Source organism: Luteibacter sp. (assembly GCF_035539195.1).
Classification (GTDB): domain Bacteria; phylum Pseudomonadota; class Gammaproteobacteria; order Xanthomonadales; family Rhodanobacteraceae; genus Luteibacter.
On sequence record NZ_DATLIW010000038.1, the window covers coordinates 222998 to 245480 of the forward strand.

Here is a 22483-nt window from a genome sequence, read left to right on the forward strand (position 1 = left end):
CCAGACATAGTCTCGACAAGGGCTGGCTTAGCTTGCAGCGTCAGCCCGCGGGCCCGTCCCCGCCCCTCCTATCGAGCAGTCGCCCATGAGCTACCGTGCCGCTCCGCGCCGCTCCGTCGTGGCCAACGCCATCTACGGCCTCCTCAACCCCATTCCCTTCGGCTTCTTCGTCGCCGCGCTGATCTTCGACATCGTCTACGCGAAAACCGGCGAAATGCTCTGGATGAAGGCGGCCGCATGGCTGATCGCCATCGGCCTGGTGTTCGCGGTCATCCCGCGCGTGGTCAACCTCGTGCAGGTGTGGGTCACCTCGCGGCGCACCGCGGTAGCCGCCGAGCGCCTGGATTTCTGGCTGAACCTGCTCGCCATCGTCGTCGCGGTGGTCAATGCCTTCGTGCACAGCCGCGACGCGTATTCGGTGGTTCCGGCCGGTGTCTGGCTCTCGGCCCTCACGGTCCTGCTGCTGGCCGTCGCCCATATCGTGATCGCCGTGCAGCCGACCGCTCCCGGGAACCTCGCCCATGAATAAGATCCGCTACCGCAGCGTGCTCGCCGTGGCCTGTGTGGCTGTCCTCGGTGGATGCGACGAGAAGGCTTCGTTCCAACCGGACCAGCAGTCGGGAAGCAATCCGCCGCTGCCCACGGCCCAACGCTTCCTCCTGCCGCCCATGCAGGTCCCCGACAAGGCGGGCTGGAAACCGGGCCAGACCCCGACCGTCGCGCCGGGCCTGAAGATCGATGCCATCGCCACCGGGCTGATGCACCCGCGCCAGCTTTATGTCCTGCCGAACGACGACGTGCTGGTGGTCGAATCCAATAGCCCGGGAAGCGAACCGGTCACGACACCCAAGCAGCTGATCGCCGGCATGGTGAAAAATCAGTCCGGCAAGGGTGGCAAGGGCGGCAACCGGATCACCCTGCTGCGCAGGAAGGCCGGCGCGAGCGGCGAATGGGAAAAACATGTCTTCATCGAGAACCTCAACTCGCCCTTTGGCGTGCAACTGATCGGCAATTCGCTTTATGTCGCCAATACCGATGGCATCGTGAGGTTCCCCTACGTGACCGGCGAGACCGAGATAAAAGTGCCCGGCGTCGGCTTCACGGACCTGCCGAACACGATCAATCACCACTGGACCAAGTCGCTCCTGGCCAGCCCTGACGGCAGCAAGCTGTACGTGGGCGTGGGGTCGAACAGCAATATCACCGAGAACGGCCTGGCTGTGGAATATCGCCGCGCGGACATCCTCGAGGTGGACGTTGCCACGGGGGCGAGCCGCATCTACGCCTCGGGCCTGCGCAATCCGACAGGCCTGCAGTGGGAGCCGACGACCGGCAAGCTGTGGGCCATCGTGAACGAGCGCGACGAAATCGGCGCCGATCTCGTGCCCGATTACATGACCTCGGTGCACGAGGGTGCCTTCTACGGCTGGCCCTATAGCTACTACGGCCAGAACGTGGACACCCGTGTCAAGCCGCAGCGTCCCGACATGGTCGCCAAGGCGATCAAGCCGGACTACGCGATCGGTTCGCATGTCGCCCCGCTGGGCCTGTTGATGTCGGCCAGCAATGCGTTGCCGGCGACCTTTCAGGGCGGCGCCTTCATCGGCGAGCACGGCAGCTGGGATCGCTCGCCGCTGAGCGGTTACGAGGTGGTCTTCGTGGCCTTCAAGGACGGTACGCCGGTCGGCAAGCCGGTGTCCGTGGTGAGCGGTTTCTACTCGAAGGACGAGAAACAGCTGTTCGGCGCCCCGGTCGGCCTGGTGCAGGACAAGGAAGGCGCGCTCCTGGTTGCCGACGATGTCGGCGACACGGTGTGGCGGGTGACTTCCGCGACCCACTGACCGAACGGCAGAACGCATGTGGGAGCCGCTTCGGCTCCCACATACACCAGGCTTACCTGACGTTCTTTTTCTTTTCTTCCTTCGCGGCCTTCTTTTCTTTCATGGTCTTGGCCGGTTTTTTCTTGTCGCTCTTCTTTGAATCCAGACCCTTGCTCATATCGCCTCCTCAGTCAGGGTTACCGCGCGTGTCCTGCGCCCGATGCAAGACTACGCCAATCCGCGGTAGCGCAGCGCGTCGACGAACAAGCTAAACGCCGAAGACATGTGCCGCCGGTTGGGGTAGTAGAGGTGGTAGCCGGGGAACGGAGCGCACCAGTCCTCCAGGACGGTCACCAGCTCGCCCGTGGCGAGGTGTGGCGCGGCCATGTCTTCCGGGACCCACGCGATGCCCAGCCCGTCCTGGGCCGCACGCAGGATGTGCGCCGTGCTGTTGAAGGTCAGCTGCCCTTCGACGCGGACCTTGATCTCGCGGCCGTCCTTCTCGAACTCCCAGGGAAACAGCGTGCCGTAGGTGGGCAGGCGAATGTTGATGCAGTTGTGCGCGGTGAGGTCCTGCGGCAGGGCCGGTTTGCGCCGATGTTCGAAGTATGTCGGCGCGGCCACCACGACCATACGGAAATCGGGCCCGATGCGGACCGCGATCATGCCGTTGCCGACCTGCTCGCCCAGGCGGATACCGAAGTCGTAGCGATCGGCGACGATGTCGACCAACTCGTTGTTGGCCGATATTTCCACCTGGATGTCCGGGTAGTTCGGCAGGAAGGTCGCCAGCATCGGCTGGAGCACGGCTTCCACCGCGTGTACCGAGGTGCTGATGCGAATCGCGCCAGCCGGTTTCTCGCGGAAGGAACTCAGCCCGGACAGCTCCGTTTCGATATCGTCGAACATCGGGCCGATGCGGGTGACCAGCCGCTGCCCGGCTTCGGTCGTCGAGACGCTGCGCGTCGTACGGGCCAGCAGGCGCACGCCGAGGCGGCCTTCGAGCTTGCGGATGGTATGGCTCAAGGCGGACTGGGTGGTGTCCAGTTTCGCGGCCGCTCGGGTGAAACTGCCCTCCCGGGCAACGGCAAGGAAGGCGACGAGATCGTGGAGATCCTTGCGCATGACACGTGAACCCTGCTCATGAGTGGCCGTGAAACAGTAGCACCCAAGCTCCGCCACCGCGCATGAAACGATCGATTGATGAATTCCAGCTATAAGACCAAGCCGTTTCCGCCGTCTAGTCGCGCGGGCGGGTGGTCCCTAGATTGGTCGTCTCGAAGAGGAAATGTCATGCAGACACGCAAACTTGGATCCACCGGCCTCGAAGTCTCCGCCATTGGCCTGGGCTGCATGGGACTGAGCTTCGGCTACGGCCCCGCCACGGAACGCGAACCGGCCATCGCCCTGATCCGCGCGGCGGTGGAGCGCGGGGTGACTTTTTTCGATACCGCCGAAGTCTATGGTCCTTTCACCAACGAGGAAGTGGTCGGCGAAGCGCTCGCCCCCTTCCGCGACCGGGTCGTCATCGCGACCAAGTTCGGCTTCGACGTCGGTGGCGTGCAAGGCGCGCTCAACAGCCGCCCGGAGCACGTCAAGGCGGTTGCCGAGGCCTCGCTGAAGCGGCTTCGTACCGACGTGATCGACCTGTTCTACCAGCATCGTGTCGACCCCTCGGTGCCGATCGAAGACGTGGCGGGCGCGGTCAAGGACCTGATCGCCGAGGGTAAGGTGAAGCACTTCGGCCTCTCCGAGGCGGGCGTGCAGACGATTCGCCGCGCCCATGCCGTGCAGCCGGTCGCCGCCCTGCAAAGCGAGTACTCGTTGTTCTGGCGAGAACCGGAGGCCGAGGTCATCCCCACCCTGGAAGAACTCGGCATCGGCTTCGTGCCGTTCAGCCCCTTGGGCAAAGGCTTCCTGACCGGCAAGATCGACGCGGATACGAGCTTCGACAGCAAGGACTTCCGCAACAGCGTGCCACGCTTCTCGGCGGAATCGCGCAAGGCCAACCAGGCGCTCGTCGAACGGCTCGGTGGAATCGCCGCGGCAAAACATGTCACCCCGGCACAGATCGCCCTCGCCTGGCTGTTGCACCAGAAGCCCTGGATCGCGCCGATCCCCGGGACGACCAAGCTGCACAGGCTGGAGGAGAACCTCGGCGCGGCCGACGTGGCGCTCAGTGCCGACGACCTGCGCGAAATCCACGACTCGGTGTCGAGGATTCCGTTGCAGGGCGAACGTTACCCCGCGCACCTCCAGGCCCTGGTCGGTCGCTGAGTTCTACCGCACTGCAGCTTGAGCGGTTCCACCGCGCGGCTACACTCGGGAGATCACAGGTGTCCTGTCGCCGCTCACGCGGCGCGCAGGGTGAAACGGGAAGCCGGTGCGGATCGCGAGATCCCATGCCGGCGCTGCCCCCGCAACGGTAGGCGAGAACACCCGACGAAGAGACCACTGCGCGTAGCGCGGGAAGGTGTCGGGGTGGTGCGCTACGCATCGCTCGCAAGCCCGGAGACCGGCCTGTGCAGGTGCCTTCGGGCGCCTTCTCGGGTGTTGCGGCGGGCAACCGGACGGGCTGATACGGCGCGGCCGTCCGCTGCTCCGCGTCCCCTTGTCTGCTCCGCAGCACCCATCCGCGGGTGAGCGTACGGAGCAGGACCATGAACAAGCTGGACTCAGTAGCGACCGAGGTCGCGACCGTTAAGTTGCTGATCGACGGTGTTTTCGTCGAATCCCGATCGAGCCGATGGCGCGAGGTGGTCAATCCGGCCACGCAGGCGGTGCTCGCGCGCGTCCCGTTCGCCACCACCGCCGAGGTGGATGCCGCCGTGGGCGCGGCCGCGCGCGCCTTCAAGACCTGGCGCAAGACGCCCATCGGCGTCCGCGCGCGCATCTTCCTCAAGTACCAGCAGCTGATTCGCGAACATATGGGCGAGCTTGCCGCGCTGCTCAGCGCCGAGCAGGGCAAGACGCTTCCCGATGCCGAAGGCGACGTGTTCCGCGGACTGGAAGTGGTCGAGCACGCCGCCGCCATCGGCAACCTGCAACTGGGCGAGCTGGCCAACAACGTGGCGGGCGGCGTCGACACCTATACGCTCCTGCAACCGATCGGTGTCTGCGCCGGCATCACGCCCTTCAATTTCCCGGCAATGATTCCGCTATGGATGTTCCCGATGGCGATCGCCACCGGCAACACCTTCGTACTGAAGCCGTCCGAGCAGGATCCGATGGTGACGATGCGCCTGGTCGAGCTGGCGCTCGAGGCGGGCATCTCGGACGGTGTGCTCAATGTCGTCCACGGTGGCGAAGAGGTGGTCAACGCGATCTGCGATCACGCCGACATCGAGGCGGTGTCGTTCGTCGGCTCCACCCGTGTCGGCACGCACGTCTACCATCGCGCATCGCAGGCCGGTAAGCGTGTGCAGTGCATGATGGGCGCGAAGAACCACGCCGTGGTGCTTCCCGACGCCAACAAGGAACAGACCCTCAATGCGCTGGCCGGCGCGGCGTTCGGTGCGGCGGGACAACGCTGCATGGCGGCGTCGACGGCGGTACTGGTCGGCGAGGCACAGTCCTGGATCCCCGACCTCGTGGCGAAAGCGAAGACGCTGAAAGTCGGCGCGGGGAACGCGGCCGGCACCGATGTGGGGCCGTTGATTTCCCGCGCGGCGCGCGAGCGTGTGGAAGGTTTCATCGCCTCGGGTGTGGAGCAAGGCGCCACCCTCGAACTCGATGGCCGCAAGCCGCATGTTCCTGGCTTCGAACAAGGCAACTTCGTCGGCCCGACCATCTTTTCGGGCGTGCGCCCGGGCATGCGGATCTACGACGAAGAGATCTTCGGGCCGGTGCTGGTGATCCTCGCCGCCGATTCGCTCGACGACGCGATCGACCTGGTCAACGCCAACCCGAACGGCAACGGCACCGCCGTGTTCACCCAGTCCGGCGCCGCCGCACGGCGCTTCCAGGAAGACATCGACGTGGGCCAGGTGGGTATCAACGTACCCATTCCGGTGCCGGTGCCGCTGTTCTCGTTCACCGGCTCGCGTGCCTCGAAGCTGGGCGATCTCGGCCCTTACGGCAAGCAGGTCGTCATGTTCTACACCCAGACCAAGACGGTGACACAGCGCTGGTTCGACGACGACACGCTGCATGCGGGCGTCAACACCACCATCAGCCTCAAATGATGGCCAGCGACGAACAGCTGGCCTTTCGCGATGCCGCACATGCATTCGCCCTGGCGGAGCTCGCACCGCACGCGGCACGCTGGGATGCGGAGAGCGAGTTCCCGCGCCAGGCGATCGGCAAGGCCGGCGAGCTTGGCTTCTGCGGGCTGTATGTCGACGAGCAGGCCGGTGGCACGGGACTTACCCGCCTCGACGCGGCGATCGTCTTCGAAGAGCTCGCCGCGGTCGATCCTTCGACGGCGGCCTTCATCAGCATCCACAACATGGCGACATGGATGTTGACCGCGCATGCGACACCGCCCGTACGCGATACCTGGGGCCCGGCGCTCGCCAGCGGCAGCAAGCTCGCCTCCTATTGTCTCACCGAGCCCGGCGCGGGTTCGGATGCCGGTTCGCTGACGACCCGCGCCGAGCGCGATGGCGACTCCTACGTGATCAGCGGCAGCAAGGCGTTTATCTCGGGCGCCGGCGCCACGGACATGCTGGTTGTCATGGCACGCACGGCGGACAGCGGCTCGCGCGGGATCAGCGCCTTTGCCGTTCCGGCCTGTTCGCAAGGCATCGGCTACGGACGCAACGAGGAGAAGCTGGGCTGGCACAGCCAACCCACGCGCAGCGTGAGCTTCGACGGTGTGCGGATTCCGGCCACGCATCGGCTTGGCGCCGAAGGCGAAGGCTTCCAGATTGCGATGAAGGGGCTCGATGGTGGCCGCATCAACATCGCCGCGTGCTCGCTGGGCGCCGCGCAGGGCGCGCTGGACGCGGCGCGCCGCTACATGGGCGAGCGCAGGCAGTTCGGCAAGAAGCTGGGGGAATTCCAGGCCCTGCAGTTCAAGCTGGCGGACATGGCCACGCAACTGGTCGCGGCGCGACAGATGGTGCACACGGCGGCACGCAAACTGGATGCCGGCGACAGCGATGCCACCGTCTGGTGCGCGATGGCCAAGCGTTTCGCCACGGATGCCGGTTTCGCCATCTGCAACGATGCCCTGCAGATCCATGGCGGCTACGGCTACATCCGCGAGTACCCGATCGAGCGGCTGCTGCGCGATTCGCGCGTGCACCAGATCCTCGAAGGCACCAACGAAATCATGCGCGTTATCATCGCGCGTCACCTGCTCAATACCGAAGAGGAACTGCGATGAGCGACACCGCGACGCGCTACACCGGGCTTACGCTGGAGATCGACGGCCACGTGGCCGTGGTGACGCTATCCAACGCGCCGGCCAACGCCTGGACCCGCGACAGCCTCGTCGCGCTGCGCAACCTCGTCCACGACCTCGACGCCAATCGCGACATCTACGCGCTGGTCGTCACCGGCGAGGGCGAGAAGTTCTTCTCGGCGGGCGCCGACCTCAAGCAGTTCGCCGATGGGGACAAGGCCGTGGCACGAGAGGCGGCGCGGCGCTTCGGCGAGGCGTTCGAAGCGCTCTCCGCCTTCCGTGGTGTGAGCATCGCCGCGATCAACGGCTACGCCATGGGTGGCGGTCTCGAGTGCGCCCTGGCCTGCGATCTGCGCATCGCCGAAGCACAGGCGCAGCTGGCCTTGCCCGAAGCCGGCGTCGGCCTGCTGCCGTGCGCGGGTGGTACGCAGAACCTCGCCCGCCTCGTCGGCGAAGGCTGGGCCAAACGGATGATCCTGCTTGGCGAGCGGGTGGATGCGGCCACGGCGCAGCGCATCGGCTTGGTCGAAGAAGTGGTGCCGAAAGGTGAATCGCGCGCCCGCGCCATCGCCTGGGCGAGGCAAGCGGGCAAACAGAGCCCGACCAGCGTCGCGGCATGCAAGCGCCTGGTCCAGGCCACGCGTACCCAGAGCCATGCCACCGCCCTGGTCAGCGAGCGCGAGGCCTTCGTCGACCTGTTCGATAGCGACGACCAGAAGGAAGGTGTCCTTGCCTTCCTCGAGAAGCGTGCACCGACATGGAAGAACGCATGAGCGACGCACCGGTTCTTTTCGAAGAGCGTGTCACCGAGGGTGGCAGGCGCATGGGCGTCGCGACGCTCAACGCGCCGAAGACGCTCAACGGCCTTTCGCTGGAGATGGCGCGACGGCTCGACGAGCGGTTACGTGCATGGGCCGACGACGACACCGTGGCCGTGGTCGTGCTGCAAGGCGCCGGCGAGAAAGCATTCTGCGCAGGCGGCGATCTGCATAGCCTTTACCACGCCATGCGCGACTATGAGGCCTTGCGCAGCGGCGATGTACGCGACAACCGCTACGCCAGCGACTTCTTCTCGGTGGAGTACCGGCTCGATTACCTGATCCATACCTATCCGAAACCGATCCTTTGCTGGGGCCATGGCATCGTGATGGGCGGTGGCATCGGACTGATGGCCGGCGCGAGCCACCGCGTGGTCACCGAGCGCTCGCGGCTCGCGTTTCCGGAGATCGCCATCGGCCTCTATCCGGATGTCGGCGGAAGCTTCCTGCTGCATCGCGTGCCGGATCACGCAGGCATCTTTCTCGCCTTGACCGGCGCACCACTGAACGGCGGCGACGCGATCCACGCCGGCCTTGCCGACATACAGCTCCCCGCAGCGAGTCGCGAGGCGCTCGATACCGCCATGCGACTTGCCGCGTGGTCCGACGACAACCAGGCCAACCACGGCGTGCTCACGGAGGTGCTGGAACGCTTCGCCATCCCGCCCACGCCGGGTCCGCTGCAGGACCATGGCCCGGCGATCGCGGTCGCGTGCGCGCACGACGACATGGACGCCGTGATTGCGGCGATCCGGACCATGCCCGGCGACGATGCGTGGCTGGTCACGGCACGACAGACCCTCGACGCCGGCGCGCCGGGTTCGGCGCGGCTGTCGTTCGCGCTACAGCAGCGCGTCGCCGGACTCTCGCTGGCCGACACGTTCCGCATGGAGTACGTGGTTTCCCTGCATTGCGCCGCGCATGGCGATTTTGCCGAAGGCATCCGCGCCCTTCTGATCGACAAGGACCGCACGCCGCGGTGGCGGCCGGCGACGCTGGCCGAGGCGACGCCGGCATGGGCGGCACCTTTCTTCATCGAACCCTGGAGCGCCGGTGAGCATCCGTTGCGTGACCTGGGTACCGACAAGGCAGCGAGGCGTCAACGATGAGCCGCATTGCTTTCATCGGCCTGGGCAACATGGGCGGCCCGATGGCCGCCAACCTGCTCAAGGCCGGACACACGCTGCATGTTTTCGACCTGTCTGCCGACGCGGTAGCGCACGCCGCATCCCACGGTGCGACGGCGGCAGGCACGGCGGTCGAGGCGGTGCGCGACGCGGAGGTGGTGATCTCGATGCTGCCGGCCAGTCGCCATGTCGAGGGGCTGTATCTTGGTGAGTCCGGCCTGCTCCGGCATATCGCCGCTGGGGCGCTGGCGATCGATTGCAGCACGATCGCTCCGGCGTCCGCGAAGAAAGTGGCGACGGCTGCCGGCGAACGCGGCCTGGCGATGATCGACGCGCCGGTGTCCGGCGGCACCGCGGGCGCGGCCGCCGGCACACTCACCTTCATCGTCGGCGGCGAGAGCGACACACTGGAACGCGCGCGACCCATCCTTTCCGCCATGGGCAGGAACATCTTCCATGTCGGCGCCAGCGGTGCCGGCCAGGTGGCCAAGCTGTGCAACAACATGGCGCTCGGCGTCATCATGGCGGTGACCGGCGAAGCCATCGCGCTCGGCGTGGCGCACGGTCTGGATCCCGCCGTGCTGTCGCAGATGATGGCCGTGAGCACCGCCCGCAGCTGGGCGACCGAGGTCTGCAATCCCTGGCCCGGCGTGCTTGAGAACGCTCCCGCCTCGCGCGGCTACACCGGCGGCTTCGGCAACGACCTCATGCTCAAGGATCTCGGCCTGGCGGCCGAGGCGGCGATGGGCGTGGGCGCGTCCATTCCCCTCGGCGAACTGGCGCGCAATCTTTATGCGATGAACGGCCAGGCCGGCAACGGCGGGCTGGATTTCTCCAGCGTCGTGAAGCTGCTGACGAGGAACGGCCGAGTGTCGACGGATGGCGGGTGAGCCGATTAAGGCGTATATTCGGCTCATTTAGTGAGCCGAATAGCGTGACGATTCGGCTCAGCGGCGACGGGAAGCGACATGACCGATCCTCAATGGATATGGCAGCACCCTGACTGGCCGGCCTTTCGCTGGCAGGACGGGCGCCTGGCCGTTCTCCTGCGGGCCTGCCAGCTCGCCCAGGGCCGCTTGCTGGGCGCCATCGGCTCGGCGGGTGCCGAAGCCGGCCTCGAGACGGAACGGGACGCCCTCGTGCAGAACATCGTCGCGTCTTGCGCCATGGAGGGCGAACAGCTCGACACGGCCTCCGTGCGCTCCTCCCTGGCACGCCATCTCGGCCTGGACGACGACGCCGACGGACGGCGCACGCCGCGCAGCGAAGGCATGGCCGAGTTGATGCTGGACGCCACCCGACACTACGCGCAGCGGCTCGATCGCGAGCGCCTGTTTCACTGGCATCGCTTACTGTTCCCGATCCGCGAAACCCTGCTGCCCGTGCGCATGCGCGTTGGAGAACTCCGCGGCGAGGCACCGGTGCAGGTCGTATCCGGTCGCGTCGATAAACCCACCGTGCATTTCAAGGCACCGCCACGCCATGGCCTGGATGCGCAGGTCGACGCCTTTCTCGCCTGGTTCGAGAAGAGCGCGACAACCGGGACACTCGATCCGCTGCTGCGCGCCGGGATCGCGCACTTCTGGTTCGCCGCGCTGCATCCCTTCGACGACGGCAACGGACGACTCGCGCGCGCCATCACCGATCTGGCCCTGGCCCAGGCGGAGCGCCAGGCGATCCGTTTCTACACGATGTCCGCCAGCATCCTCGCCGACCGCGCCGGCTATTACCGCGTGCTCGAACAAGGCCGGAAGGGCGATCTCGACATCACCGCCTGGCTGTCGTGGTTTCTACAAACCCTGCTCGACAGCCTCGAGCAGGCGATGTCGCGCATCGAACGCGTGCTCGGCAAGGCGCGCTTCTGGCGCGCGCATGCGGAAGACGCTCTCTCGACGGAGCAGCGAAAAGTGATCAATCGCCTGCTCGACGGCGGCGAGCGCGGTGTCGGCGAAGGGATCAACGCGTCCCGATACCAGGCCATCGCGAAGGTCTCCAAGGCCACCGCCACGCGCCACCTGGGCGACCTCATGGAAAAAGGGCTCCTGCGACGGCTTCCCGGTGGTGGCCGCAGCACCCGCTACGAGATCGACTGGCCATGAGGACGACGACGAAAACGCCGCGCATGGCGACCTTCGGCTCCGCGGTTCGCCTCTGGTTCGGCATGCTGTGCGTGGCGATGGTCGCCGTGCTCGCCTCCGTCCTGCTCGGCGGCGGCGACTCGACACTGGCGGCATCCTGGCAGGGCCTGGTTTCTTCGGTCGACTCACCGATGCATTCGATCATCTGGGAACTGCGCCTGCCCCGCTCCATCGCCGCCTATGGCGTCGGCGGCCTACTGGCGATGTCGGGCTGCCTGATGCAGATCCTCGTACGCAACCCGCTCGCCGACCCCTACACGCTGGGCCTTTCCGGCGGCGCCTCCGTGGGTGCGCTCGGCGCGATGCTCGGCGGCCTGGGCGCGGTGCTCACCGCGATGGGCGCGGCCTCCGGCGCGTTGCTCGCCTGCGTGGCCGTGTTCGTACTGGGCCATCGCGACCTTCTCTCCAGGCAACGCGCGGCGCAGCGCGAAGATTCGACCGACCTGATCCTGATCGGCGTGATGCTGGCCTCGGGCTTCGGTGCCATCGTCAGCATGATGCTGGTGCTCGCACCGGACAAGAACCTGCGCGGCATGCTGTTCTGGATGATGGGCGACCTCAGCGGCGTGGCCAACCCGTGGTTGCCCGTCGTCGCTCTGCTGCTGGGTGTGCTGGGCGTCGTTCCCCTCGGCCGGCAACTCAACCTGCTCGGTCGCGGCGAGGAATCGGCCAGCGCGCTCGGTGTCCGGCCCAACGTGGTGAAATCCGCGATCTTCGTCATCGCCTCGCTGGCGACGGCCGTGGCGGTGACCACCGCGGGCACCGTGGGCTTTGTCGGGCTGGTGGTGCCACATGCCTTGCGGCGCGTCATCGGCAACGACCAGCGCGTACTGATTCCCGCATGCGCGATCGGCGGCGGCATCGTCGTCGTCGTGGCCGACACCATCTCGCGCATAGTCGCCGATCCCATCCAGCTACCGGTGGGCGCGGTGATGGCGGTGATCGGCGTGCCGACATTCATGTTCCTGCTGGTGAAGCGCCGATGAGCTGCGTCCTCGCCACCGAAGCAATCAGCCTTTCCGTCCGCGACCGCCTGCTCGTGCGCGAACTGAGCATGCGCGTCGAGCCCGGCCAGGTGTGGTGCGTGCTGGGCCCGAACGGCGCCGGCAAGTCGACCTTGCTGCGCACCCTCGCCGGCCTGCGCGAGCCCGAACTGGGGCGGGTCACCCTGGGCGGGCGCGACATCCACGCCTACCGGCCGATCGAACTGGCGCGCCTGCGCGGTTTCCTGCCGCAATCGATCGTCGATGCCTTCAGCCTTACCGTGATGGAGGCCGTGATCGCCGCGCGACATCCCCGTCTGCCGTTCTGGGCGTGGGGCGACGAGGACCTGGCGCCGGCGCAGCATGCGTTGCGTACCTTCGAGCTGGAAGCCCTCGCGGAACGCGATGTCACGACGCTGTCGGGCGGCGAACGCCAGCGCGTGAACATCGCCGCGCTATTCACCCAGGATGTCGAGGTGATGCTGCTCGACGAGCCGTTGTCCTCACTGGACCTGCATCACCAGATGAAGACCTTGCACGAGTTGCTGCGCACCGCGGCCCGCGACGGAAAGTCCGTGGTGTATACGGTGCACGATATCAACCTGGCCTTCCAGCATGCGACGCACGCTGTCCTGCTGGATGGCAACGGTGGCGCGCTCGCCGGCCTGAAGGACGCCGTGATCACCAGCGAGCACCTGTCCGCCGCTTTTCACCATCCCATCCACGGCGTAACGCTCGACGGCGAGCGGTTTTTCCGCGCCGGACGCCTCAACGGAAACGCCCCATGATTCGTTGCCTCGCCCTGCTCGCTCTTCTCGTGACGGGTATCGCCGGCGCCAGCGTCACCGTCACCGACGACGCGGGTCGCACGCTCACCCTGAAGGCGCCGGCGCGCCGCATCGTCAGTCTGGCGCCGAACATCACCGATGCCCTCTTCGCCGCCGGCGCTGGCGCCTACGTGGTCGGAACGTCGCGCTTCAGCGACCACCCGGCCGAGGCGAAGAAGGTAGCCATCGTCGGCGATGCGACGATGATCGACTTGGAGCGGATCGTTGGCCTCAAGCCGGACATCATCGTCGTCTGGCGCAGCGGAACGCCTGCGGCGCAGGTGGAAAAGCTCAGCCGGCTCGGCATCCCGATCTTCTATTCCGAAACGACACGGCTTGCCGACGTCGCCCCGGCGACCCGGCGCTTCGGCGTACTGGCCGGGACGCAGGATCAAGCCGAGAGGAATGCCGCCGCGTTCGACGCCGCGCTGGCACGCCTGCGTGACAGCTACGCGGGCAAGACGCGGCTGAAAGTCTTCTACCAGATATGGGACCGACCCCTGATGACCATCGGCCATGCCCAGATCATCGACGATGCGCTGGATCTGTGCGGCGGTGACAACATCTTCGGCGATCTCGCCCAGGCCGCGCCCACCGTCACGCGCGAGGCCGTGCTGGCCCGCAACCCGGATGTGATCGTCGGTGGCGACGGTGGCCACGACGCCCTGGCCGGCTGGCGCCGGAGCGGCTTCCTGAGTGCCGTGAAGCACGACAACGTGATCGCGATCGACGCACCGACCCTGGCGCTGCCCTCGCCGTCGATCCTGGGCAGTGTGGACCGGCTCTGCCATGCGCTGGACGAGGCCCGCGACAGAGGCAGGCACTGAGCCGTCACGGCGCCGCCCGGGCCTTGCGGTCGCCGTCACGTTTCGCTCCCTAGAATCCTTACGACGAGCCCTTTGGACCGGTGCCGATGATGTCACTTCCTCCTTCCCCGCCCAGCGCCGACGGCGACCTCTCCTGGCTCGACCGCGGTGGCGAGACCGGCGCGCTGATTCGCGCGTTCGACTGGACGCGGACGCCGCTCGGTCCGCTGGAAGCGTGGCCACAGAGCCTGCGCACCATCACCGGCATGTTGCTGCTTTCTCCCGTGCCGATCGTGCTGCTTTGGGGTGAGCTTGGCATCATGATCTACAACGACGCCTATTCGGTCTTCGCCGGCAGCCGGCACCCGCAACTGCTCGGCTCCGAGGTACGCAAGGGCTGGGCGGAAGTCGCCGACTTCAACGACAACGTGATGCGCGTCGGCCTCGCTGGTGGCACCCTGGCCTATAAGGACCAGAAACTCACCTTGGAGCGACACGGCAAATCCGAGCCGGTGTGGATGAACCTGGACTACTCGCCGGTGCTCGATGAGAGTGGCAATCCCGGTGGCGTCATCGCCTTCGTGGTGGAAACCACCGACCGTGTCCGCGCGGAAGAGAACGTTCGCGAAGGCGAGCGACGCTTCCGCGAACACCTCGAAGCCATGGTGGCCGAGCGCACGGTCGCGCTCGAGCGCAGCGAAGCCAACCTGCGCACGATCTTCGAGACGTCGCATCTTTACCAGTACCTGCTTTCGACCGACGGCAGCGTGCTGTATGCCAACGCGACCGCGCTGGCCGGTATCGAGGCCACGCTGGACGACGTGATCGGCCTTCCGTTCTGGCTGACACCGTGGTTCGAAGGCACCCCCGGCATGTCGCAGGCCGTCGAGGCGGCGACCCGGCGCGCGGCGGCCGGTGGAAGCGAAGACATCAGCATGGCGCTGCACTTGCCGACCGGTGTGCGCTCTTTCGATTTCTCCATGCGCCCGGTGGTCAACGAGTCGGGCGATGTCGTTGCGATGGTTCCCGAGGCGGTGGAAAAGACTGCCCGCATCAAGGCCGAGCAGGCGCTCCTGCAAGTGCAGAAGATGGAAGCGCTCGGCAACCTCACCGGCGGCATCGCGCACGACTTCAACAACCTGCTCATGGCCGTGCAGGGCAGCCTCGACCTGCTCCGCGAAAGCATGCCGCAGGAACCGCGCCTCGTGCGGCTGGTGGAAAATGCCATGGCCGGTGCCGAGCGCGGCAGCGCACTCACCCGGCGCATGCTCGCTTTCGCGCGGCGCCAGGAACTGAAGACCGAGAGCATCGACGTGCGTCACCTCGTCGAGGGCATGACCGAACTCCTGCGCCGCTCGCTCGGCCCGACGATCGTGCTCGAGACCTACTTCGGCGCGCGTGTCCCCGCGATCCGCGCCGATGCCAACCAGCTGGAAACGGCCCTGCTCAACCTCGCCGTCAACGCGCGCGACGCGATGGACGGCGTTGGCCGGCTTGTCATCACCACCGACGAGGCCTGGGTGCAGCACGGGGACGCTTCGCTGGCGCCCGGTCGGTACGTGCGCATTTCCGTTGCCGATTCGGGCGCCGGCATGGATGAAGCCATGCTCAAGCGTGCGATCGAACCGTTCTTCACCACTAAGGGTGTCGGCAAGGGCACCGGGCTGGGGCTTTCGATGGTGCACGGCCTGTCCGAGCAACTGGGGGGCGCCCTGGTCCTGCGCAGCCGCGTCGACGAGGGCACCACGGCCGAGGTCTGGCTGCCCGCGGCACCGGAACTGGGGGCGAACGCGCCGAGCGCGGCACGACGCGATCCGGCCGTGGCGCGATGCGCACCGGAAGCCGGCCTGCGCATCCTCACCGTGGACGACGACGATCTGGTTCGCACCACGACGGTCGACATGCTGGAAGCACTGGGCTACCGGGTCATTCCAGCACGCTCGGGTTATGAGGCCCTGCAGGTGCTCGAAGCGACCTGCGTGGACCTCGTCATCACCGACCACGCCATGCCGCAGATGACCGGCGCCCAACTGGCCGAACGCATCCGCGAGCGCTGGCCGGATCTGCCGATGATCATGGCGACCGGCTATGCCGACCTGCCCGCTGGTCCGCAGTTGGAGATCCCGCGCCTGGCCAAGCCCTACTCGCAGGCGACCCTTGCCGACGCCGTGCAGCGCACGGTGTCGCGCGTACGCTGAGGGCGCTTACTTTGCCGGCGTCGCTCCCGGCGGCAGGCGATAGCGCTGCTTGCTGTAGGCCCAGCTTGGCCAGAGCGCGTGCGCCAGCGCTTCTTTCTCCAGCGTCGGATCGACGGGCACCGGATTGAGCTTCTCGCCGTCGATCAGATAGTCGTACTGGGTAGCCGGCTGATCCGGGCGCAGCACGATGAGTCGATCGCCCTTGAGGTAACCGTAATTGTCGCCGTACTGCATGATGGCGCGGTCCGGATAGCGCTGGGTGAGGTCGGCGCCGAGCATGGGGTGCTCGCTGCTGATGCCGATAAGCGAAAGCAGGGTCGGCGCCAGGTCGATCTGGCTGACGATGTGATCGTCCTTCTTGACCGGCACGCCGGCGCCGAGGATCAGCGCGGGAATATGGAAGTGGGTGACCGGCACGAGGTTGGCGCCGAAGACGCGGGCGTCGTGATCGGCCACGATCAGGAAGACCGTGTGGTTCCAGTACGGCGACTGCTTGGCGCGATCGAAGAAGCGGCCGATGGACCAGTCCGCGTAGCGCACCGCGTTGGCGTTGCTGGCGGGCTCGCCTTCCGGCGTGATGCGGCCCTTCGGGTACTCCCATGGTGTGTGGTTGGACACGGAGAAGGCCACGGTTAACGTGGGTTTGTCGCCATCGTCGAGCAGACGCTGGTGCAGCTCGTTGAACATGTCCTCGTCGGACGCACCCCACGAGCCGATGAAGCCCGGCTTGGTCTTGAAGCTCGCACTGTCGACGACTTCGTTGAAGCCGTTGCCGAAGAAGAACGAACGCATGTTGTCGAAGTGCGCTTCACCGCCGTAGAGGAAACGCGTGTGGTACCCGAAGGTGTCCAGCAGCGCGCCGAGGGTGAAGAAGTCGCGCTGACTGCGCGGCAGCTTGAGCACCGCCTCGGCCGGCGTCGGCAGGAAACCGGTGGTGACGGCTTCGAGGCCACGCGCCGAGCGCGTTCCCGTGGCATAGGTGCGGGTGAGCCACCAGCCCTGGTTGGATAGCTTGTCCAGTTCCGGCGTGTAGCCATCGCCACCCAGGCTGCCGACGAACTGCGCGCCCAGGCTCTCTTCGAGAATGATGACCAGGTTCAGGGGCTTTTCGCCTTTCCGCGTCGCCTGCTGACGATGCAGGCTCGGGTAGGTTTCGTCGAGCGGCGGGCCATCCAGTGCGGCCGCCTGACGCACGATCGACTGCATCTCGTCGTCGGGCAGCTTGCCGTACACGGCCGAGGCGGAGCGTTCGTTACCCAGCGCCAGTGCGGCATTGAGCACGTTGTAGAGCGAATCGAGCGGCAGTGTGTTGACCATCGCGTCGCTGGTGAAAGCGACCTGCGAGGCGTTGAGCGGACGATGCTGCAGCGTGCCGCGGCCGGCAAGGAACAAGGCGACGAAGGCGACCACCGTGGCCACCGGGCGTATCCAGCCACGTAGCGGCTTGCGATCGGGCTGGCGCGTCGGCAGGAGGCGGAAGCCCAGCCAGCCGATCAGGGCGAACGCCACCAGGCCGAGGGCGACGGACAGCTTGTAGCCGTTCCAGAGCATCGATGCCACTTCGTGCGGGCTGGTCAGGTATTCGAAGTACAGGCGGTTGGGGCGGGTGTCGTATTCGACGATGAACTGCGGCGTGGACACTTCCAGCAGGACGAAGGCCAGCCACCAGAAACGCAGCCACCACGCGGCGATGCGCGTCGGCCAGGCGCGATGCCCGAGCCAGGGCGACAGCAGCGCCGGCAGGGCGACGATCATCGCGATCAGCGAGAGGTCGATGCGCCAGCCACCGGAGAGCACCGGCCAGAGGCCACCGGCCGTGTGGACGCGCGACCACTGCCATGCCGACAGCCCGAGCCGGGACAGTGTCAGGAAGACGAGGGCGACGACGATGAAACGCCAGGTGAGCTTGCGCACGATGGAGTGTCCGGTATCAAGAGGGGCGGTAACGACCCGAAGACTTTACACTGTGCACCCCCGGAAACGACTTACCGCAGCCTTTCAGGCGCCGCACGAGGACGAACGATGTTCAGACTGGCCGACGCCAAACCGATCGCCAACGGACACATCCGCGAGGTGTACCAGCATCCGGACGACGCCGACCTGTTGATCAAGGTGATCACAAGCGCCTCGATCGAGGAGCGCTGGAACCAGGCTCCGTGGTTCCGCCGCATCGCGCGCAGCGGTCCTTACAAGGACTTCGTGCGCGAGTTCAAGGAATACGTCACGAGCATCTATGTCGGTGCCTATGCCACCTCCCCGCTCGCCCGCATCGTCGGCCTGGAGATGACCGATATCGGGATGGGCCAGATCGTGGAGAAGGTACGCCGGCCCGATGGTCAACTCGCGCCGACGCTGCACAGCTGGGTCCAGTCGGAGGGCTTCAGCGAACGAACGCGGAGTGAGCTTGAGGAGTTCTACGCGCGCCTGCTCAGCCACAATGTCATCGCCGCCGACCTGCACGCGTGGAACGTGGTCTACGGCGAGGACTCCCGCGGTGGTCCACGACTGGTGATGATCGACGGTTTCGGCGAGAAGAACATCGTTCCGCATTGTTCGATGAATCGCGCGCATAACGCGTCGCGCACGAAGAAGAAGTACGAGCGCATGTTGAAGCGGACGATGGCGGAGGCGCCGAAGCGCTAGAGCATCGCCGCTGAAGCGGCTCCCACACAGAGCAGGCCTCTGCACTCTGGGCAGTCCTCTGCACTCTGGGCAGTCCTCTTCACCCTGGGCAAGCCTCTGCACTCTGGGCAGGCCTTTGCACTCTGGGCAGGCCTCTGCACCCTGGGCAGGCCTCTGCAACCTGAGCAGTCCTCTTCACCCTGGGCAGGCCTTTGCACCCTGAGCAGGCCTTTGCACCCTGGGCAGGCCTTTGCACTCTGTGGGAGCCGATTCATCGGCGATGCTTCTTGCTCCGCTTCTATTCCTGCGCCGGTGCCAGCGGCTCCGGCACGCAATCTGCCTTGCTTCCATCGCCCGGCAACAACACCGAGTGCACGCGATTGGCGACGCCCATTTCCACGACCTTCTCGCCGATCACGCAGCTATCGAGCGCATCCGCATTGAGCAGGATCCAGCGGTGCGCGGGATCCGCGCGCTGCCAGGCACGGGCGTCGACCATCTGCAGCGCGGCGTCGCGCGCGAAGCCGAATTCGGTCACCGGACGACGCGCCTGGTAAAGCACTTCCTCTCGCCAGGAAACGAGGCCGAGCTGTCCATCGGCACCGATCCGTGCGTCGGCCTCGCGCATCAACTGGGCCGCCGACTGGTTGGCGTTGAGCAGCGGATACGTCATCACCGGCCAGACGATCCATGCCAACCCGATACCGAGGACGAGTGCCAGGACGCCACGCCGGGAACGGCATACCGCGGCGGCCACCAGGAAAGCGACGCCGACGCCAATCACGCACAGCCACAACGCCTGACCATGATTGGGCAGTCCGTACCCTTCGGCGACGCGTTGTGCCGCCATGGGCGCGGCCTTCCAGGCCCAGATACCCACGGCGGTGAAAACGACGCCGGTTGCCACGGTGAGGCCGAAGGCCAGCCTCGGCATCCAGCGCGTGGCCATCAACCCGCCGATGTAAGGCGCCATCGCCAACGCCAGCATGGGCAGGCCAGGCAGGATGTAGATCGCGCGTTTCCCGCTGGGAATGGAAAAGAACACCAGGGTCAGCGCGAACCACACCAGCGGCATCCACACACGCGGTTCGCGCAGGCGCAGTGCCTCGCGCCAACGTGGAACGAGGACGGGAATCAGGAACCAGGCCGGCATCCACAAGCGAAGGATCACCAGCAGGAAGAACCAGGGCGCCTCCTCGTGCTGCCACGAATGGGCGTATCGGTCGGCGGTCTGGTGGAACAGGATGTCCTGGACGTAAGCCAGGTACTCGGGCGTGCGCAACCCATAGGCCGCGATCAGCATCGGCGCCAGCCAGACCGCGATCGCGAGCAGGAAGGCGACGACGCCGCCGGCCCAGCGCCAGCCGTCGCCCTGCGTCCGGGTGACGCCCGGCCACTGGCGTGCGCGCATGACGGCGTACGGAATGAGCATGAGCAGCGCGATGACACCCACGCCCTTGGTGATCACGCCGAGGCCGGCGGCGAAGCAGCCGAGCCAGTACATCTTCCAGTCGGGACCGCGCAGGCAGTGCAACAGCAGCCCCGTATTGGCCAGCGTGATCCAGAACAGCGAGAGCGGGTCGATCTGGCCGTGCTTGATCACGTCGACGAAGGCCATCGTGGTCAGCACGATGGCTGCGGCATGAAGGCCGACACGCGGGTTCCACAGGCGGCGGCCCAGGTGGGCGACCAGGGCCAGGGTGCCCAGGCCGGACAACAGCGAGGTCAGCAGGAAGGCGCCGCGCCACCCGCCGGTGAGCCACATCCAGACCGCCTCGGTCCACATGAGCATGGGCGGCTTGTCGGCGTAGAGTTCGATACCCCGGTGCGGGAACAGCCACTGGCCCGATTCGAGCATCTGCCGGGCGACGAGCGCAAAGCGCGGCTCGTCCGGCGGCCACGGGTCGCGCATGCCGATGCCGGCTGCGAGCACCACGAGGGCGAAGAGCATGAACCAGCCGAACTCTCGGCGAAGGGGTCGTTCGTCTGGGGGGATCATCGATGACGGGAGCTGCCAGGGCGGACGCCATCCTAGTCGATGGCGGCTGACAACTCCCTTACGATTTGCTGAGGAACAGTCGGTCACCCCTCCCATTTCAATTTTCCGCAGCTGGGACGTCTAGGGTGTTCGCCGGTGCGGAAATCGGCGTTCGTCCTGCCCGTACGGGCGTCGATTTCCCACCGTGCGAACCTATAGTGAACCCCTCCCAGCCCCATGAACGCGGTCAGACAAACCATGGATCCTTCCGAGGCGGCGGGCACGCCAGCGGGCGGTAAACGTGCCGCGCAAGTGGTTGCCCTCTTCCGTGAGCACAATGCGGCGCTCGTGGCATTCCTGCGTGCGCGGCTGAATTCGCTCGCCGACGCCCAGGAAGTCGCGCAGGAGGTCTACCTCAAACTGCTCTCGCTGGATGAGGCCACCCGGATCGATTCACCCCGCGCGTTCCTGTTCCGTGCCGCCTCCAACCTGGCCGTGGACCGCCTGCGCATGCGCAATGTGCGCGCCTCCGCGCCGGTGGACCCCGACATCGACGACTGGCACGTCACGCCCATCCCCGAACAGCACGCCGCGGCGGTCGAGCAGTGGCGCGACCTGCGCCAGGCACTGGACGAACTGCCACCGAAAACCAGCCGGGCCTTTGTCATGCACGTGGTCGACGGGCGCGACTTCGCCGCGATCGCCCAGGACATGCGGCTCAGCGAGCGCATGGTTCGCTATCACGTCGCCAATGCCCTTGCACACTGTCGCGAACGCCGCGATCGCGCGGAGAAGCCCCAATGACCACCCTGTCCGCCGATCGCCATATCGAGAACACCGCCGCCGACTGGTGGGCGCGCCTGCGCGACCCCGCCCTGCCCGAGCAGGCCATGCTGCAGTGGAGCGAATGGCTCGAAGCCGACCCGCGCCACGCCCGCGCCTTCGACCGCGCCTGTGCACTGGCGGAGGGCGCCGCCGCCATGGACGGTTCGACGCGCGAGGCCTTCGTGGCGCGCTACGCGCCGCTGGCAGCCCGTCGTCGCGTGCCGCGACTTGCGCTCGGCCTGGCTGCCGGCGTGGCCATCATCGTGCTCGGCGCCGGCCTGTTCCTGGCCTTGCGCCCTGCCGGCTCCGAATCGACCCGCCAGTACGCCAGCGAGCACGCGAGTCATCGTGACATCGCCCTGCCGGACGGCTCGAGCATCGAACTGGGCGGCGCCACCTCCATCACCGCCCGCTACGGCCGCGACGAGCGGGCAGTCGACCTCGAGACCGGTGAAGCGTTCTTCCGCGTCGCCCATGCCGAGCGCCCCTTCGTGGTGACAGCCGGTCCCCTGCGGATTCGCGACCTGGGCACCGCCTTCAATGTCCGTCGCACCGGAAACCGGGTCACCGTCGCCGTGACCGAGGGCCGGGTGCGCGTTTCGCCCTCCGCGACGGACGGCGACGCCGGTACGGTGGAACTGGGTGCGGGACGGGAAGTCTCGTTCGATCCTGAGACCCAGGCCATGCGGATTCTGGACGTGACGACGGCATCGGCCACCGCCTGGCGCGGCCACCGGCTGGAATTCGTCAACGAGCCGCTGTCGTCGGTCGTCGAAAACGTGAACCGCTATAGCGCACGACCCATCCGGCTGGCCGACGCCGACCTGGGCCGGCTGACGTTTACCGGCACCGTGGAGGTCGATACCATCGACAGCTGGGTGTCCGCGTTGCCGCGGGTCTTCCCGGTTCGCGTGGACAGCTACGCCGACCGGCTGGAGCTGGCTCGCCAGACATCCACGACGCGGAGCCCGAAGCCGCGCTGAAAACTCACCCT

General features: G+C 66.7%; 19 protein-coding genes and 1 riboswitch. Of the genes, 16 read left to right on the forward strand and 3 right to left on the reverse strand.

Features of this window, described 5'->3' with window-relative positions; genetic code table 11:
- Nucleotides 1–85 precede the first annotated feature (85 nt).
- Both VM621_RS16510 and VM621_RS16515 read left to right on the forward strand, forming a co-directional pair.
- Entirely contained in the window at nt 86–529 is a 444-nt protein-coding gene (locus VM621_RS16510; RefSeq protein ID WP_325470048.1) for a DUF2231 domain-containing protein, read from the forward strand.
- Nucleotides 522–1841: a sorbosone dehydrogenase family protein gene (locus VM621_RS16515; protein ID WP_325470049.1), complete on the forward strand. Its 1320-nt coding sequence runs from the start codon at nt 522–524 to the stop codon at nt 1839–1841. The genes VM621_RS16510 and VM621_RS16515 overlap by 8 nt, the downstream gene beginning before the upstream one ends.
- Nucleotides 1842–2048: 207 nt before the next feature.
- Here VM621_RS16515 and VM621_RS16520 read toward each other — a convergent pair whose 3' ends face one another.
- On the reverse strand, nt 2049–2945 hold the full coding sequence (locus VM621_RS16520) for a LysR family transcriptional regulator (RefSeq protein WP_325470050.1): 897 nt from the start codon (nt 2943–2945) through the stop codon (nt 2049–2051).
- A gap of 168 nt (nt 2946–3113) precedes the next feature.
- Here VM621_RS16520 and VM621_RS16525 point away from each other — a divergent pair, with 168 nt between their 5' ends.
- From VM621_RS16525 to VM621_RS16575, 11 genes are all read left to right on the forward strand, one after another.
- Nucleotides 3114–4097, forward strand: a complete 984-nt coding sequence (locus tag VM621_RS16525) for an aldo/keto reductase (RefSeq protein ID WP_325470051.1) — start codon at nt 3114–3116, stop codon at nt 4095–4097.
- Between the two features lie 40 nt (nt 4098–4137).
- A riboswitch (cobalamin riboswitch) is annotated at nt 4138–4358 on the forward strand.
- A 122-nt stretch (nt 4359–4480) separates the two neighbouring features.
- On the forward strand, nt 4481–6004 hold the full coding sequence (locus tag VM621_RS16530; RefSeq protein WP_325470052.1) for a CoA-acylating methylmalonate-semialdehyde dehydrogenase: 1524 nt from the start codon (nt 4481–4483) through the stop codon (nt 6002–6004).
- Nucleotides 6001–7149: an acyl-CoA dehydrogenase family protein gene (locus VM621_RS16535; RefSeq protein WP_325470053.1), complete on the forward strand. Its 1149-nt coding sequence runs from the start codon at nt 6001–6003 to the stop codon at nt 7147–7149. The genes VM621_RS16530 and VM621_RS16535 overlap by 4 nt, the downstream gene beginning before the upstream one ends.
- A complete protein-coding gene (locus VM621_RS16540; protein WP_325470054.1) occupies nt 7146–7940 on the forward strand; it encodes an enoyl-CoA hydratase in 795 nt (264 codons plus the stop codon). Before VM621_RS16535 ends, VM621_RS16540 begins: the two co-directional genes overlap by 4 nt.
- On the forward strand, nt 7937–9094 hold the full coding sequence (locus VM621_RS16545) for an enoyl-CoA hydratase/isomerase family protein (protein ID WP_325470055.1): 1158 nt from the start codon (nt 7937–7939) through the stop codon (nt 9092–9094). Before VM621_RS16540 ends, VM621_RS16545 begins: the two co-directional genes overlap by 4 nt.
- The gene (mmsB, locus tag VM621_RS16550) at nt 9091–10002 is read left to right on the forward strand and encodes a 3-hydroxyisobutyrate dehydrogenase (protein ID WP_325470056.1); all 912 of its coding nucleotides are present in this window, start codon (nt 9091–9093) and stop codon (nt 10000–10002) included. The genes VM621_RS16545 and mmsB overlap by 4 nt, the downstream gene beginning before the upstream one ends.
- A 78-nt stretch (nt 10003–10080) precedes the next feature.
- On the forward strand, nt 10081–11211 hold the full coding sequence (locus VM621_RS16555; protein ID WP_325470057.1) for a Fic family protein: 1131 nt from the start codon (nt 10081–10083) through the stop codon (nt 11209–11211).
- A complete protein-coding gene (locus tag VM621_RS16560) occupies nt 11208–12236 on the forward strand; it encodes an iron ABC transporter permease (RefSeq protein ID WP_325470058.1) in 1029 nt (342 codons plus the stop codon). Before VM621_RS16555 ends, VM621_RS16560 begins: the two co-directional genes overlap by 4 nt.
- Nucleotides 12233–13021 carry an ABC transporter ATP-binding protein gene (locus VM621_RS16565; protein ID WP_325470059.1) on the forward strand — a complete coding sequence of 263 codons (789 nt, stop codon included), beginning with the start codon at nt 12233–12235 and terminating at the stop codon, nt 13019–13021. The genes VM621_RS16560 and VM621_RS16565 overlap by 4 nt, the downstream gene beginning before the upstream one ends.
- A complete protein-coding gene (locus VM621_RS16570; protein WP_325470060.1) occupies nt 13018–13887 on the forward strand; it encodes a cobalamin-binding protein in 870 nt (289 codons plus the stop codon). The genes VM621_RS16565 and VM621_RS16570 overlap by 4 nt, the downstream gene beginning before the upstream one ends.
- Nucleotides 13888–13976: 89 nt before the next feature.
- The gene (locus VM621_RS16575) at nt 13977–16064 is read left to right on the forward strand and encodes an ATP-binding protein (RefSeq protein WP_325470061.1); all 2088 of its coding nucleotides are present in this window, start codon (nt 13977–13979) and stop codon (nt 16062–16064) included.
- 6 nt (nt 16065–16070) lie between these two features.
- On the opposite strand, the gene VM621_RS16580 is transcribed toward VM621_RS16575, so the two are convergent.
- Nucleotides 16071–17978, reverse strand: coding sequence for an LTA synthase family protein (locus VM621_RS16580; protein WP_325470062.1), 1908 nt, complete (start codon nt 17976–17978; stop codon nt 16071–16073).
- Nucleotides 17979–18086: 108 nt separating this feature from the next.
- On the opposite strand from VM621_RS16580, the gene VM621_RS16585 reads away from it, so the two are divergent.
- The gene (locus tag VM621_RS16585) at nt 18087–18707 is read left to right on the forward strand and encodes a YrbL family protein (RefSeq protein WP_325470063.1); all 621 of its coding nucleotides are present in this window, start codon (nt 18087–18089) and stop codon (nt 18705–18707) included.
- A gap of 277 nt (nt 18708–18984) precedes the next feature.
- On the opposite strand, the gene VM621_RS16590 is transcribed toward VM621_RS16585, so the two are convergent.
- Nucleotides 18985–20637, reverse strand: a complete 1653-nt coding sequence (locus tag VM621_RS16590) for a glycosyltransferase family 39 protein (protein ID WP_325470064.1) — start codon at nt 20635–20637, stop codon at nt 18985–18987.
- Between the two features lie 285 nt (nt 20638–20922).
- Here VM621_RS16590 and VM621_RS16595 point away from each other — a divergent pair, with 285 nt between their 5' ends.
- Together VM621_RS16595 and VM621_RS16600 are read left to right on the forward strand one after the other, a co-directional pair.
- Complete coding sequence (locus tag VM621_RS16595; RefSeq protein ID WP_325470065.1) at nt 20923–21468, forward strand: RNA polymerase sigma factor; 546 nt, start codon at nt 20923–20925, stop codon at nt 21466–21468.
- Complete coding sequence (locus VM621_RS16600) at nt 21465–22472, forward strand: FecR family protein (RefSeq protein ID WP_325470066.1); 1008 nt, start codon at nt 21465–21467, stop codon at nt 22470–22472. The genes VM621_RS16595 and VM621_RS16600 overlap by 4 nt, the downstream gene beginning before the upstream one ends.
- The last annotated feature ends 11 nt before the right edge of the window (nt 22473–22483 follow it).